15 protein-coding genes are annotated in these 15,430 nt (G+C 37.2%); 7 read left to right on the top strand and 8 right to left on the bottom strand.

Going from position 1 to position 15,430, the window contains the following annotated elements; all coding sequences use genetic code 11:
• Positions 1 to 58: 58 nt before the first annotated feature.
• Positions 59 to 1,237, bottom strand: a complete 1,179-nt coding sequence (gene tig, locus H8S01_RS10730; RefSeq protein ID WP_021866200.1) for a trigger factor — start codon at positions 1,235 to 1,237, stop codon at positions 59 to 61.
• 189 nt (positions 1,238 to 1,426) lie between these two features.
• Between tig and H8S01_RS10725 the strand changes: the two genes are divergently transcribed.
• The 4 genes from H8S01_RS10725 (at position 1,427) to H8S01_RS10710 (ending at position 5,247) form a co-directional block, all read left to right on the top strand.
• Positions 1,427 to 2,458: an FAD:protein FMN transferase gene (locus H8S01_RS10725; protein WP_186837192.1), complete on the top strand. Its 1,032-nt coding sequence runs from the start codon at positions 1,427 to 1,429 to the stop codon at positions 2,456 to 2,458.
• Between the two features lie 23 nt (positions 2,459 to 2,481).
• Positions 2,482 to 3,213: a lysophospholipid acyltransferase family protein gene (locus tag H8S01_RS10720; protein ID WP_186837191.1), complete on the top strand. Its 732-nt coding sequence runs from the start codon at positions 2,482 to 2,484 to the stop codon at positions 3,211 to 3,213.
• Positions 3,214 to 3,276: 63 nt separating this feature from the next.
• On the top strand, positions 3,277 to 3,720 hold the full coding sequence (locus H8S01_RS10715) for a hypothetical protein (RefSeq protein WP_021866197.1): 444 nt from the start codon (positions 3,277 to 3,279) through the stop codon (positions 3,718 to 3,720).
• Between the two features lie 75 nt (positions 3,721 to 3,795).
• Complete coding sequence (locus H8S01_RS10710; RefSeq protein ID WP_186837190.1) at positions 3,796 to 5,247, top strand: nicotinate phosphoribosyltransferase; 1,452 nt, start codon at positions 3,796 to 3,798, stop codon at positions 5,245 to 5,247.
• Between the two features lie 106 nt (positions 5,248 to 5,353).
• Here the strand turns inward: H8S01_RS10710 and H8S01_RS10705 are convergent, their stop codons facing one another.
• The 6 genes from H8S01_RS10705 to H8S01_RS10680 form a co-directional block, all read right to left on the bottom strand.
• Entirely contained in the window at positions 5,354 to 5,827 is a 474-nt protein-coding gene (locus tag H8S01_RS10705) for a DUF1934 domain-containing protein (RefSeq protein ID WP_186837189.1), read from the bottom strand.
• A gap of 59 nt (positions 5,828 to 5,886) precedes the next feature.
• Positions 5,887 to 6,705 carry a glutamate racemase gene (gene murI / locus H8S01_RS10700; protein WP_021866194.1) on the bottom strand — a complete coding sequence of 273 codons (819 nt, stop codon included), beginning with the start codon at positions 6,703 to 6,705 and terminating at the stop codon, positions 5,887 to 5,889.
• A 7-nt stretch (positions 6,706 to 6,712) separates the two neighbouring features.
• Positions 6,713 to 7,363 carry a stage II sporulation protein R gene (gene spoIIR, locus H8S01_RS10695; RefSeq protein ID WP_186837187.1) on the bottom strand — a complete coding sequence of 217 codons (651 nt, stop codon included), beginning with the start codon at positions 7,361 to 7,363 and terminating at the stop codon, positions 6,713 to 6,715.
• A gap of 92 nt (positions 7,364 to 7,455) precedes the next feature.
• Entirely contained in the window at positions 7,456 to 8,124 is a 669-nt protein-coding gene (locus H8S01_RS10690; RefSeq protein WP_021866192.1) for a GntR family transcriptional regulator, read from the bottom strand.
• A gap of 61 nt (positions 8,125 to 8,185) precedes the next feature.
• A complete protein-coding gene (ispE, locus tag H8S01_RS10685) occupies positions 8,186 to 9,049 on the bottom strand; it encodes a 4-(cytidine 5'-diphospho)-2-C-methyl-D-erythritol kinase (protein ID WP_021866191.1) in 864 nt (287 codons plus the stop codon).
• Positions 9,050 to 9,167: 118 nt separating this feature from the next.
• Complete coding sequence (locus tag H8S01_RS10680; RefSeq protein WP_207723054.1) at positions 9,168 to 10,004, bottom strand: AraC family transcriptional regulator; 837 nt, start codon at positions 10,002 to 10,004, stop codon at positions 9,168 to 9,170.
• A 198-nt stretch (positions 10,005 to 10,202) separates the two neighbouring features.
• Here H8S01_RS10680 and H8S01_RS10675 point away from each other — a divergent pair, with 198 nt between their 5' ends.
• From H8S01_RS10675 to H8S01_RS10665, 3 genes are all read left to right on the top strand, one after another.
• Entirely contained in the window at positions 10,203 to 11,573 is a 1,371-nt protein-coding gene (locus H8S01_RS10675; protein ID WP_021866189.1) for an MATE family efflux transporter, read from the top strand.
• Between the two features lie 56 nt (positions 11,574 to 11,629).
• On the top strand, positions 11,630 to 12,265 hold the full coding sequence (locus tag H8S01_RS10670) for a hypothetical protein (protein WP_186837186.1): 636 nt from the start codon (positions 11,630 to 11,632) through the stop codon (positions 12,263 to 12,265).
• A gap of 83 nt (positions 12,266 to 12,348) precedes the next feature.
• Entirely contained in the window at positions 12,349 to 13,809 is a 1,461-nt protein-coding gene (locus H8S01_RS10665) for an immunoglobulin-like domain-containing protein (protein ID WP_021866187.1), read from the top strand.
• 26 nt (positions 13,810 to 13,835) lie between these two features.
• On the opposite strand, the gene H8S01_RS10660 is transcribed toward H8S01_RS10665, so the two are convergent.
• A complete protein-coding gene (locus H8S01_RS10660; protein WP_021866186.1) occupies positions 13,836 to 15,425 on the bottom strand; it encodes a DUF3794 domain-containing protein in 1,590 nt (529 codons plus the stop codon).
• Positions 15,426 to 15,430: the final 5 nt, after the last annotated feature.

Below are 15,430 nucleotides of genomic sequence, written 5' to 3'. Positions count from 1 at the left end.
AAATCTCTGATAAAATCACAAAGATTTCCCAAAAACAAACGTTCTTTTGTTTATATTTTTACTGTTCTACTGAATTATCATTTAAGAAGCTCTGAACCTTTTCGCTAAGCTTCTCGTATCCGAGTTCTGCATTCATCTCGTTGCCATATGTATCAAGAATCTCCTGATAATCTGTATAACCATAATAGCTTGCATATGTAGCACCGATTTCATTAATATCATCTGCACTTACATCAATTCCGTTATCAGCTGCAATTATTGTAAGAACCATCTTCTCAAGAAGATATTCCTGTGCTGTCTGTGTAGCATAATCATCATATGCTGCATCATCAGAAAGATTGTATACACTTGAGAGATATGAAGAAAAATCTGAGATACCCTGTGCTGAATAATATGACTGATACTGATTATATTCTGCTTCCATATTCTGTTTAAGAATTGACTTTAAGCTGTCTAACTCTGCCTGTGGATATCCATTAACTGTTATATCTTTCTTTATTACCTCGTAAACAGCACTGTACTTATTGCTGTCATATGTGCTCTTTCCTGAATTCTCAAGATATTCTCTTGCCTCTTTTCTTAAAGCTTCAACTGTTGTTCCTTCAATTCCCATGCTCTCTGCATTAGCAGCAACCCACTCATCTGTAAGTTCAGGAATTGTCTTCTTTGTAATAGAATGAACTGTTACTGTAAATATAACGCTCTTTCCTGCAAGATCCGAACTGCTGTAATCACTAGGGAATGTACATGGAATATCATATTCCTGACCTACATTAAGCCCCACAAGTCCCTGGTCAAGGTCTGTTATGAACTTGCCTGAACCGATTGTGTATGATACATCTGTTGCTGTTCCGCCTGAAAATGCAACACCGTCAAGCTTACCGCTGTAATCAAGTGATATAGTATCACCGCTTGCAGTTGTTCCTTCTGTTACCTGCTCTGAAGTAGCATATGAAGATAAAATATTGCTTATGTAAGTCTCAACATCATCATCCGATACGGTAAGTGACGACTTATCAACTGACACTGCAATTCCCTTATACTCAGGAAGTGTAATGTACTTCTTATAAACCGCTGCATTCGATGCAATTGTTGCATTATATTCCTCTGCTGTAATAGCTTTGTTTGATGTATCATCAGCATCTGTTGCAGTATTATTGTTATTCTTCTTACCACAGCCCACCAATGAAACAACAAGTGTTGCCGCAAGCATAACACTCATAAATTTCTTTTTCATAATAAGTTCCTTTCAAAAAATAAAAATTTCTGCATTCAGGTATTGCAAAATATATAAAATATATTTATAATATAACCACAAACGCATATAGTTGTCAACTATTTTTAACAACATAGACTGTTATAGCATACTTATTGACAAAATAAAAGGCGTTTCACATTTTTTTCATTTTTATAAAGGAAGTAATTTATGAAATCAGTCACAAAAAGGCATTTGTCATCAGCAGCCTGCATTTTAATATTTTTGTCATTTTTACTAAACGGATGCCAGAACACTGTACTTTCCGACCCTGTACAGGTTACAGGTTACAAGCTCAATACTTATGTTGCTGTAAGTGCATATACAACAGGAGGTCACAAAACCTCAGAGCTTAAAGAGATTCTTAACGAAGCTCTGCGAATATGTGACACATATGAGCTGATGTTTTCAAGAACCAACCCTGACAGTACCCTGTATAAGCTTAATGATGGTCAGATTACAACTGTGCCGCATGAACTCGGAGAACTGATATCATATGGCATCCAATATGCCGATATGTCAGATGGTGCATTTGACATAACAATCGGCAGCGTATCATCTTTGTGGGATTTCACATCAGATAATCCGGCTGTACCTGATGACAGTGATATACAGAATGCATTATCATATGTAGATTATACCAGGCTTAAACTTACGGAAAATAATGACGGAACATATACTGTAGACAAGCCGGATAAGACCGTCATCGACCTCGGTGCCATAGCAAAAGGCTATATTGCAGATAAAATACGCAATTTTCTTTTGGAAAAAAGCATAAACCGTGGTATTATTAATCTTGGCGGCAATGTATTATGTGTAGGTGAAAAGTCTTCAGATAATCCTTTCCTTATAGGAATAAAGAAACCATTCTCTGAAGATTCAGTACCTCTTGTAACATTGCGTCTTAATAATAAATCCGCCGTATCTTCCGGTAACTACGAAAGATACTTTTATCAGGATGGCAAGCTTTATCATCATATTCTAAATCCATCCACAGGATATCCGTATGATAACGGACTTTCAGATGTAACAATCATATCTGATGCATCAGTCACGGGAGACTGTTTAAGCACCACATGTTTTGCACTTGGTGCTGATAAAGGATTAGAACTTATAGAAAGCCTGTCCGGCATTGAAGCCATGTTTGTCATGTCTGACGGAACTATTAAGTATTCGAGCGGATTTTCTTCATATCTGAAATAAACTAAGAAAGGATTTTTGTTTACATGATACGATTAATTCTGGTGTGTATATTTTTACTCATCATTTTTGTGTTAAGCCTTATTCTTTTTCCAATTGAATGGCTTATAGGCAGGATTTCACCAAAAGCAAAAGATATAAGCTCACTTCGTTTTGTGCAGTTTGTGTTTAAGGTGATTTTATTTTTATCGGGGGTAAGCACAACTGTTATAGGTCTTGAGAATATTCCAAAAGACGAACCTGTTGTTTTTATAGGCAACCACCGCGGGTTTTTTGACACGGTTGTATCTTACAGCCGCATGCCGCGTCTTACAGGTTTTATTGCCAAAAAAGAGATGCAAAAAGTTCCATTTATAAGATTATGGATGAAATATTTACACTGCCTTTTTATGGATCGTTCCAATCCGAGAGAAGGTCTTAAAACTATTCTTTCCGGTATAGAACAGATTAATAATGGCATTTCTATTGTAATATTCCCTGAAGGAACCAGGAACAAAGGTGATGGAATTATGCCTTTCCACGGCGGCAGTTTCAAACTTGCAGACAAGAGCAACTGCAAGATAATCCCTATGGTTCAGAATAATACTGAAAATGTTCTGGAAGCTCATTTTCCATCAATCAAAAGAACTCATACCATTCTTGAGTTTGGTACACCGATTGACACAGCTGCACTTGACCGGGATGAAAGAAAAGCCCTGCCGGATACAGTTCACGACTTGATGTTACAGATATACGAAAAGAATAAATCTCTTGTTTAACCATAAGGGATATGCTACAATATTGTACATTAGAATTCATTAATTATCAGGAGGATAAAATCAATGCCAGTATGGAGTATTGTATTATTAACAATATTGGTTATATTGTTAGTTGTATTTATTGCACTTATAATTGTCGGTAATAAGCTGCGTAAAAAGCAGGAGTCACAGCAGGAGCAGATTGACGCTGCAAAACAGATTATGTCAATGCTTGTAATTGACAAAAAGAAGATGAAGCTTAAAGAGGCCGGACTTCCTAAGATGGTTCTTGACCAGACGCCTAAGTATTTAAGGGGTTCAAAGATGCCTATTGTCAAGGCAAAAATCGGACCAAGAGTCATGACTCTTATGTGTGACCCAAAAGTATTTGAACAGATTCCTGTAAAAGCTGAAATCAAGGCTGAAGTAAGCGGAATTTACATCACAGGCATCAAATCAGTTCGTGGCGGCAAGATTGTCGTTGAAGAAAAGAAAAAGAAAAAGGGATTTTTCAAACGTAACAAATAAAATAAATAAACCGCAAAGCAATATTAAAAGGTATCGCCAGCCGGCGGTATCTTTTAATATATGAAAGGAGCTTTTATGCGTAATTTAACATTATTAACAGATTTATACGAGCTTACTATGATGCAGGGTTACTTCAAAACAGGCAATAACCGTACGGTTATATTTGATGCTTTCCACCGCAATAACCCTTGCGGCGGCGGATATGCCATTGCATGTGGTCTTGACCAGGTAATCGATTATATTAAAAATCTTCATTTTACCGATGATGATATTGCTTACCTTAGCAGCCTTAATCTTTTTGATAATGATTTTCTTGATTACTTAAAAAACTTCCACTTTACAGGCGATATATATGCCATTCCCGAAGGAACACTTATTTTTCCAAGAGAACCAATTGTTAAAGTAATTGCTCCTATCATTGAAGCACAGCTTGTAGAGACTGCAATCCTTAATATAATTAATCACCAGAGCCTTATCGCAACTAAGGCTGCCAGAGTATGCTATGCAGCAAAAGGCGACGGAATAATGGAATTTGGTCTGAGACGTGCCCAGGGTCCTGATGCCGGAATATATGGTGCAAGAGCTGCTGTCATTGCCGGTTGTGTTGGAACAAGTAATGTTCTTACAGGTCAGATGTTTGACGTTCCGGTCAAAGGAACCCACGCTCACAGCTGGATTATGAGTTTTCCTGATGAATATACAGCATTTAAGACATATGCAGACCTTTATCCGAATGCATGCATTCTTCTTGTAGACACATATGATACACTACGCTCAGGCGTTCCTAATGCAATCCGCGTATTTAAAGAAATGCGTGAAGCAGGAATTGAACTTAAAGGATATGGTATCAGACTTGACTCAGGCGACCTTGCTTATTTTTCTAAGAAAGCACGTAAAATGCTTGATGATGCCGGCTTTGAAGATGCTATTATATCTGCATCAAGTGACCTTGATGAATACCTTATTGATTCATTAAAAACACAGGGTGCCGCTATAACTTCATGGGGTGTCGGAACTAACCTTATTACAGCAAAAGACAATCCTGCATTTGGTGGTGTATACAAGCTTGCCGCTGTTATGGGAGATGATGGAAAGTTTATTCCAAAGATTAAGCTTTCTGAGAATTCGGAAAAGATTACTAATCCGGGAAATAAGACAGTTTACCGTGTTTACGACACTGACGGAATGTTAAAAGCAGACCTTATTGCACTTACAGACGAGACATACGATGAAAACGAACCTCTTCTTTTATTTGACCCTATTGAGACATGGAAAAAAACGCTTCTTCAGCCGGGTGAATACACTCTTCGTGAAATTATCGTTCCTGTATTCAAAAATGGAGAATGTGTATACACAACTCCACCTGTCATGGATATACAGAAATACTGTAAACATGAACTTGCTACTTTATGGGATGAATCAAAACGTCTTATAAATCCACAGGAAGTACATGTCGATTTATCAAAGAAATTATACGATTGCAAGCAGGAGCTTTTAAATACTTATTCAACTCCTCATATTCACTAAAATACAACCTGTAAAGCCCTGCAAAAAAGGGTTAATAAAAAGCGTTCAGGAACAGCAGTTATCCGCCTGAACGCTTTTAAGTTTCTATATTTTAAATTCCTGAATTTTAATTCTCCAACTTAAAATTCTTCTTTGAGCTTATCTCTATCTCAACACTTGATTCTGAAATTATTTCATGGTTAAGTTCAAGCGTATACTCAATCCCTGCATATATCCTTTCATCACTTCTTTCAATGACAATATTTTTTGAATTGATTCCAAGATAAATGCCGCCATATGGTGTCTCGTAATATGTTGTTGTTCGCTCCCCGGGAACAAAAGAAAAATGTGTTGTAACATATCCTTTTTTAGTAATCTCAACCGTGCCATCAGGCGTAATCTTTATAAGATTGCTGCATGGCTTATCCTCACCGTCAATCATATCCGAATACTTAATATACTCATTTTCTCCGGAACGCTTATATCTTCCGGTATTGACAGTCTCAATAACTTCTTCATCTTCACTGCCGTCAGAATCTGAATCCTGAACGCCACTCGCAAAATGAAGTCCTTTTATACTTACAAATACTCTTTCATCCATACTGTTTTCCTCAGTTAAAAATCATCTTCTTTACATATCATACACAACAAATAAACACTCTAATAATTCTCAATATTAATCTGCTTCGTCATTGTAATATCAAATGGAAGTATTGAATTAGCAAATAACTTAAACTTTTCTTCCGCATCGCTTACATAGAATCTATACATGCTTGATGGACTGTCAACATCACATTTATTTGCAAGATTATCTCTCTCAAGCAGATTTTTGAGTTCAATAGCAGTTTCATATGCCGGATTTACAAGATTCACTTTATCGCCCATAACCTTCCGTATTGTAGAACGTATAAGCGGATAATGCGTACATCCCATAATAAGCGTATCTATATCTTTTTCTTTTAATTCTTCCAGATAACGTGAGGCTACCTGAAGTGTTATATCATCATGAAGCCAGCCTTCCTCAACAAGCGGAACAAATAACGGACATGCTTTTTCAAACACTTTTGCCTCATCATCAAGTGACTTTATGTATCTTGTATACACTCCACTCCTTATATTTGCTTCCGTTCCAATAAGACCAATTCTTTTATTAGCAGTAGTCTCAACTGCCACCTTTGCTCCCGGCTTAACAACACCAAGAATCGGAAGGTCAAACTCCTGCTGCATCTCATCAAGTGCAAGTGCACTCGCTGTATTACATGCAATAACTATCGCCTTAACATTTTCTGTCTGAAGAAAACGTATAATCTGTCTTGAAAACTTTATAATATTATCTTTTGATTTGCTTCCATAAGGCACTCGTGCCGTATCACCAAAATAAACAATACGCTCATTTGGAATCTGACGCATAATCTCTCTTGCAACCGTCAGACCGCCGACACCGGAATCAAATACTCCGATTGGTGCGTTCTTATCCATAATTAACTTATTTTCCTCCCTGTAACCAGTCATTTAGAAATTTCAGATACTTAAATCTGTAAACATACTGAGTCTTTGTTATAGCATTATATTCATCATCTGTCAAAATATTCTTTAATTTTTCCTTAGAATCATCCGGAAGCACTCCACATGTCGAATCAACAAAACATAGCGGCGGATAGAGAACACACCACCAGTTTTTCCCACAATGCTCTCCTATGTCTATACGTAAAGCCTCATATACTCCCGGCGGAAATGTTACATCAGCATACGTTTTCATAGGAAAATAACTCTCCTCAAAATAGACATTTACTTTGCTATCTCCACCATGTGCCATAAGCGTTTCGTGTGCTATATTTTCAATATCAACCATTGATTCTGATAGAATCTCCTTTGATTCATCAATGCTTTGTGATTCAGCAAGAAGCGGCGAAAGATACTCAACAACAGCATCTTTTACGGCAAGCTTTCTTTTCTGGTCCTCATCGCTGTCACTGTTAGCCCTTACATGAAATCTGATAATATCCTGTGCAAGTTCTTCCTGTATTCTGTTTCTGCTCTCATTGCCCGAAACTCTGTATGTAAAAACTGCTGTACATAAACTCACAAATATAATACAAGCAATAAAAATAAATAGTCTGTGTCCTTTTTTCTTCATAATAACCTCCGTCTTAATATTTTCAACCGGTAAAATGCCGGTGTTTTAATAAATCTATAGAGATTATTTCCAAAATGACACAGACTAAACAATTATTTATTTAAAAGTCTGATAATACCTTTTTCCTGATTACGTATATGCTGACGCATAAACATCTTTGCACCCTCAACATCCTTGTCGGCAAGCTTCTGGATAATATCATTATGTTCATTTATAAGAATTGAATGTGTTCTTGCATCCTTAACATACTCAAGTCTGTATCTGTACATCTGCTCCCTTAACTTATTGATAATCTGTATAAGCCTGTCATTGTCTGTCATTGCATATATTGTATCATGGAACTGGACATCGGCATCTACAATATTTACAACATCTTTTGAAACAATTGCAGACTCAAACACCTTATTGGCAGCTCTCAGATCCATAATACGCTCAGGTGTCACATTTTTGCATGCGAGTGCAACTGCAAGCTCCTCAAGTGTACATCTTACTTCGAGAACATCTCTCATATCTTTTTCAGTTATATGGGCAACTTCTGCACCCTTTCTTGGAATCATAATAACAAGTCCCTCAAGTTCAAGCTTACGGATAGCTTCTCTTATAGGTGTTCTGCTTACTCCGAGCTTCTGTGCAAGCTGAATCTCCATCAGTCTCTCACCGGGTTCCATCTCGCCACGCAGTATTGCCTGTCTTAATGTGTTAAAAACAACATCCCTCAATGGGAGATAATCATTTACATCCATCTTTAATTCGCCCTTCATAATTTCTTATGTCCTCCATTTCTAATTATATTATTACGTATGTTTCGATTGAACAGTTATCCTAGTTAAATGTCTCAGTAATATATACCTGACGTGCCTCGCCCTGTGCCTTTAATACAGCCTGACATCCCAATGCCGTCTGTTCATCAGGAAAAATTCCGAACACAGTAGGACCACTTCCACTCATCATTGCTCCTATCGCTCCGTTTTTAAGCATCTGTTTCTTAATGCTGTCTATAACCGGATAAAGAGGAATTGTGACATCTTCAAGCACATTGCCCATCTTTTGTGCCACGCCTTCTACATCGCCTCTTTTTATTGCATCCATTATGCCATCAATATCAGGATGCTTGCTTATTCCGCCCATATCAAGACTTTCATAGACAAGCTTTGTTGAAACATTAATCGGAGGCTTTGCGACAATAAGCCAGCAGTGTGGCATAGGCGTAAGACGCGTAAGCTTTTCTCCTATTCCCTCAGCTAGTGCTGTTCCTCTCATTATGCAATAAGGAACATCCGCACCAATCTTTAAGCCCATCTCCATAAGCTTCGACTGCGATATTCCGAGGTCAAATATCTTATTCATGCCAAATAATGTTGAAGCCGCATCTGTACTTCCTCCAGCCATTCCGGCCGCCACCGGTATAAACTTATTAAGGTCTATCTCTACGCCCTCTTTGATATTATATTCATCTTTCATCATCCTGGCAGCCTTATAAATAAGATTATTCTCATTCACAGGCAGAAAAAACAGATTTGAATTAATCCTTATCTCATCCTCCGGAATCTTTTTAATGATGATTCTGTCATATATTCCGACAGTCTGCATTATCATGCGTACTTCATGATAGCCATCATCTCTTTTTCCAAGAACATCAAGACCAAGATTAATCTTTGCACGTGCCTTTAATCGTATACTGTCCATATCTTTTCTCCATTGTTTCTTGTATACAACAATTATATAAAATGTATTGTATTTTTGCAAGTACATAGTTATCTTTTATAAATATTTTCTTATTTTTTTACGTATATTTAATATCTGCCTAAATAGCTTCCTTATTTTTCCTGTATTTATTAGGTGAAACTCCCTTGACATGCCTGAATGCATCCCCAAAATAGTTACTGTCATTGAAACCGCACTCAAATGCTATATCAGTGATAGACTTATTAGTCTCAAGAAGGAGCCTGCACGCATTTTTAATTCGTACATTAACTATATATTCTTTAAATCCAAAACCTGTTACAGCCTTAAACTTCTTAGATAAGTATGACCTGCTTATATGGAATTTATCCGACATATCCTCAAGACTTAACTTTTTATCATAATTTTCATATATATATGTCGCAATCTGCTGCATGAGCTGATTATCAACATCAAGCTCTTTTATAACATTTTCCTCATATCTCCGGCATCTTATTATAAAAAGGACAAGTTCGATAAGCCCCGTCCTTATAAATGCCGGTGACAATATATCCTGTCCTTCATTTTCAAAAATCATCTTATTCATAAGTGCTTCAACATAATCTCTTCTTTTATCAGGAATAGAAATAACACCGGTTGAGAGAGATTCTTTCACAAAATCCGGTCCAACAATGTCATTGAGCCATTTTAAATTACTCTCTTTAAAACACAAAACATATCTCTCACTGCTGCCATGCTGCGGAAACGAGCTTTTATGAAGTTCCCCCTGCGGTACAATAATAAGGTCGCCTCTGTTCAGCTTATAAATATTATGGTCAATAAAAAATGTACAGTCACCATTTATCAGATAGAAAATCTCATAATATGGGTGCGTATGTGCCGGCTGGCTTCCCGAACTTTTATCTCTTTTTATCTTATAAACTTTAAAATCTGTAGGCATATCAAATAAATAATCCATAATGGCCTCCGTATATTAAATAAATTCCAAAACTTTTTTTCTGTATTATTCCACTAAAATTGTTATATTTTTGTAGAATTTACTGCTTTTTGTGCTATGATTAACATAAACATTAATGAACTTGATTTATCTTGTCAAGTACCAAAAATAATTATGTGCTAAAATATGCCATTTTGCACAGAAATGGAGATAATTAACATGTCAAAACCAATAAGTGCTGATAAACGCAAATTAATTCTTGAGGGTAACCTTATTCAGGCTATCCTTATGCTTGCAATTCCTGTAATGCTCAACAGTTTCATCCAGTCAATGTACAACCTTACAGATACATTCTGGCTTGGAAAAATCGGAACTGCTTCACAGGCAGCAATAACACTTGTATCTCCTGTGCAGAATATACTAATAAACTTTGGTGCCGGCATAACAACCGCCGGTTCAATTCTTATATCACAGTATCTCGGTGCCAGACAGGACAAGCAGGCCAATTCAATGGCAAACCATATTTGCCTGTGTTCGCTTGTATTTGCAGTAATATGTGCCGGAATATGCTGGATTGCCACACCGGGTATCGTAAAATGGCTTGGAGCTGAACAGGACATTTATCAATTCAGTATTTCATATTTAAGGATAGTTGTACTTGACCTTCCATTTCTTTTTATGATTAACCTGTATACATCTGTAAAACAGTCACAAGGTGACACTGTACGTCCTATGCTTCTTAATCTTCTTGGCGTATCACTCAACCTAATAATGGATCCGGTCTTCCTTATCGTATTTAAAATGGGAATCTCCGGAGCCGCACTTGCAACACTTATTGCCAAAATTCCAAGTGCCGTAATTGCAATACTTGCATTAAGACGCAAAAACCAGCTTATCCGTCTTGACTTTAAAAATTTCAAATTTGATAAAAATAAAATGACATCTATATTTAAAATTGGTCTTCCAACAGCAATCGGTGGAAGCACAATGCAGTTTGGTTTCCTTCTTATGACAAAAAATGTCAATGCATACGGAACTACAGCTACAACCGCATACGGTATCGGAAATAAAATCAACAGCCTTATCACAATGCCGGCAAGTGGAATCGGCTCTGCTATATCAACAATAGTCGGTCAGAATTTCGGAGCCAATAATCTCAAACGTGTAAATAAATCATATCATATCGCATTACGAATCGGTGCAGTATTTCTTTTTGTATTTGGTACTATCCTTTCGCGTCCATTTATCGCTGAACCAATTGTACGTTTCTTTACAAGCGATGAAAATGTTGTTCCGCTTGCAACACAATTTCTGTCAATCATGGCAATGTGCTGCTGGACTAATGCTTTTTATAACGTAACACAGGGACTTTTCCAGGGTTCCGGACATACATTGATAACAATGCTTGTCGATGCTACAAGAATATGGATTTTCCGTTTTCTCACATTATGGGTTTGTTCATCAATCCTCAAAATGGGAGTTGAAAGTGTATGGTATGCTGTTGTAGTAAGTAATGCGACATCCGCTCTTATTCTTTATATTCTTTACTGGACAGGAATTTGGAAAAAACGTACTATTAAGATTGAGTAAGTTCTGTCCGATATATAATGTAACAAATACTAAATTATACCACGGAGGGTAATATTATGGATTTTAACGGAATAGGAACAAGTTATTCAGCTTATGAAACTAAAAATGTATCAGCTAAATCAACAAATGACAAAAAAGCTGATTCAACTGATAAATCTTCAGAAAAATCTGTTTATTCTGAAATAAGTGCTTCTTATGAACCTTCTTCATCAACATCAAAATTAACATCTGCTACAGACAGAAAGGCCATCATTGCTCAGCTCAAATCTGATACAGAACAAAGAATGGCACAGATGCAGTCACTTGTAACAAAGATGTTTGCAAAGCAGGGCATTACAATCGGAACTGCCGATGATATGTGGAAAGCACTTGCCAATGGCAATTTTACAGCAGATGCTGATACTATTGCACAGGCAAAAGAAGATATTTCAGAAGACGGTTACTGGGGTGTCAACCAGACATCAGACAGACTTCTTGATTTCGCTGTAGCTCTTTCAGGCGGCGATGAAGAAAACATGAAAAAGATGGTATCTGCTGTAGAAAAAGGATTTAAAGAAGCAACTAAATCATGGGGAAAAGACCTTCCTTCAATCTCAAACGATACATATTCAGCAACAATGAAAAAGTTTGACCAGTGGTTTTCAGATAACGGATATTCAACAAAGACATCAGATATTTTAGGTAATAACTAAAACATAATTTTAAAAATTTACTGACATTGCCATGTTTAACTGCGACATGGCAATGTTATATTTTCGGGAGCAATATAGATAAAATGGCATCAGAAAACATCGTGCAAAAAAAGAAACAAAATCAGAAGAAGAAACAACTTTTAATTATTACAACAATTATCTCAGTATTACTTCTTTTAATTATTATATTTACCTCATTATGTCATATAAAAATACGATTAAACGGAGATTCTGACGAGACAGTTGAATATGGAAATGAATATACTGAAGAAGGTGCAACTGCAGCTTATACCGTATTATTTTCAAGGAAAAAGCCTCTTGCAGTAACAATTGATGGTATAGTTGACTCCTCAAAAGTCGGAAAATATCATATAAAGTACAAAGCCAAAAAAGGACTTTTCTCAAGCGAAAAAACACGCACCGTATCAGTTGTTGACACAGAATGTCCTGTAATTGAACTTAACCACACCGACGGCTATTATCCCAAAAAAGGTGAAGCCTATATTGAAGAAGGATACACCGCACATGATAACTATGACGGCGATATAACAAACAAAGTAACACGCAAGGAGACAAAACGTTCCATAACTTATACAGTAAGCGATTCTTCAGGAAATATCGCAGTTGCAACCCGTGAAATTGAATATAATGACGGAATTGCACCGACAATCACATTGAACGGCGATTCAGATATAACAATGAATGCCGGAACAGCTTTTGATGACCCCGGCTGCACAGCTTCCGACTCAAAAGGAAATGATCTCACAGAAGCAGTGACTGTTGACGGTGATTTAAATACATATAAAGCCGGTGATTATACTATAACTTATTCTGTCACTGACAAATATGGAAATGAATCAAGTGTCGAAAGACATATAAAAATCAATCCGCTCCGGCAGGCAGATACTGTAAGTCCCGGTTCAAAAACTGTCTATCTCACATTTGATGACGGTCCTGGCGAATACACGCAACAGCTTCTCGACACACTCGCAAAATATAATGTAAAAGCAACATTTTTTGTAACTGACGGAAACAGTAATTACCGTTATCTTCTTGCAAAAGAAGCAGCCGCAGGACACACTGTTGCAATACACAGTGCAACCCACGACTACAAGTATATCTATTCAAGCTGTGATGCTTATTTTGAAGATTTAAACCGCATGTCAGACATAATAACCGAACAGACAGGAAAACGTCCAAAACTTCTGCGTTTTCCAGGTGGAAGTTCAAATACAATAAGCAAACAATACTGTTCCCGTATTATGTCAGTTCTTACCAAAGCTGTCTCAGACCAGGGATACAAGTATTTTGACTGGAATGTATCAAGCGGTGATGCAGGCGGAACAACAAGCACATCCGAAGTTTATAATAATGTCATAAGCGGAATACAGTCACATGACATATCTGTAGTTTTACAACATGACATAAAACTTTTCAGCGTCAACGCAGTTGAGGATATTATTGTATGGGGACTTGCCAACGGATATACATTTCTTCCTCTTACTGAATCAAGCCCTGCTATACACCATGGTGTAAATAATTAGTCTTAAACATTTTTCCGGCTGTCTTACTAGATGGCCGGAGTTTTTATTAACAGCAGTTTCTGTCCTCTCGGCGGTCTGTAATTTAAATCATCAATATCAGAAAGCTGGCTGTTCTGCTGTTTTATCATATCCATTGTAGTGTGATATTTTTTTGTAATATTCCACATATTCTGCGTTCCGTCAGATATATATCCGGCAATTCCCGGAAGTGCCAGGTACTCTTTCTCATCATAATCTGTTATTTCACATTCATTTGCCGCCTGACATGTATACATCTCAAAACAAATGGCATCAATTGAAACACTTCCCTTTATCTCTATTTCATCTTTTGTCGTCATCACTGCCGAAAGCTGCTCAACACATATGTCAAGCGTATAATCCATATCCTTGCATGATGTCAGCTGCAATTTGTATGAAAACGGTACGACAGCTTTAAGCCCGCCCATAGGTACAGCGTCGTCTGATGTCACATAAAACACAGCTGCTATAACTGCACCATTTATTACAATTCCATCTTCTTCAACCGATATATCATCAATCTGTGCAGTTCCGCTGCAATTACATATCTGCATTATACCGGCATATCTGTCTGTCTTTACCCTCTGTGATACACGGCATTTTCCGTTATTTCTGACAATAAGCTTCTTTAATTTTGTCTCATCACATTTTACGGTTATATTTTTTACAGGAGAATATATATCATTTATCACCGTCTGGTGCCTTTCTTCATATCCCCTTACGGACAAATCAAGCACCATCTCAACTGCAATTTCCCTGTTTTCGCCGTCATAGTCCGGACGTGCCTCCATTGTAAAACTGATGAGTCTGTACTGCACAAAGCTCACCATATCCTCACTGCATCCATTTATATCAAGTTTTCCCTCAAATGGAAATGTTGTCTCAACCCATTGTACAGGCTGGCTTTCATCAACCGGAATATACATAAAAAATATTCCTGCCTCACCGTTAAGTGATACCCCATCATCTGTAAGTCTGCTGTTAAATGATTTTATACATGATTCTTCCCAGATAATTTCACCAACTTCAGGCTTTCCAGCCGGTACAGACAGACTTTCTTTTATTCTCAGATTATCCCTGAGATTAACCGCAAGCTCAGAATATACCACATCCTCACTAAGTGTCTGTATATGCCATCCATCGTCTTCTTCCACTCCTGCTGCTGCCTGAATCTCACTTAATTCCTCGCACACAACAGTAATTGCAATTATTGCCTTAATACTGACTTTTCTTGAATTAATTGCCTTGACTGTTAAATCCTCCAGCTTGGCATCGCACACCGCATATGTACCATCTGCATTATCAGGCAGATTGACATTTTCATTAAAATTCATGCTGCCTGCCATTTTATACGGCATAACTTTTCCGTTAGTTTCATTTCTTCCACAGTAAAGAAACGCAAAATCGAGACTTCCCTTCACCTCTGCACGTTCTCCGCTTACTTTCACGCTGTCCGCATGTGGATTTCCCCACTCACGTATAATCGAATCTATATCCGCTTTGCTGTCAGGTACATTAAAATCATCATCAAGTGTAATCTGCATTGTATTCTTACATTTAACGCTGTTTTCACGGATTCTTTCTTTATTGATTTTCAAAATGT

Origin of the sequence: Lachnospira hominis (ex Liu et al. 2021) (assembly GCF_014287955.1) — a bacterium.
GTDB classification, from domain to species: Bacteria; Bacillota; Clostridia; order Lachnospirales; family Lachnospiraceae; genus Lachnospira; species Lachnospira hominis.
This window is presented reverse-complemented; position numbering and strand designations above follow the sequence as displayed.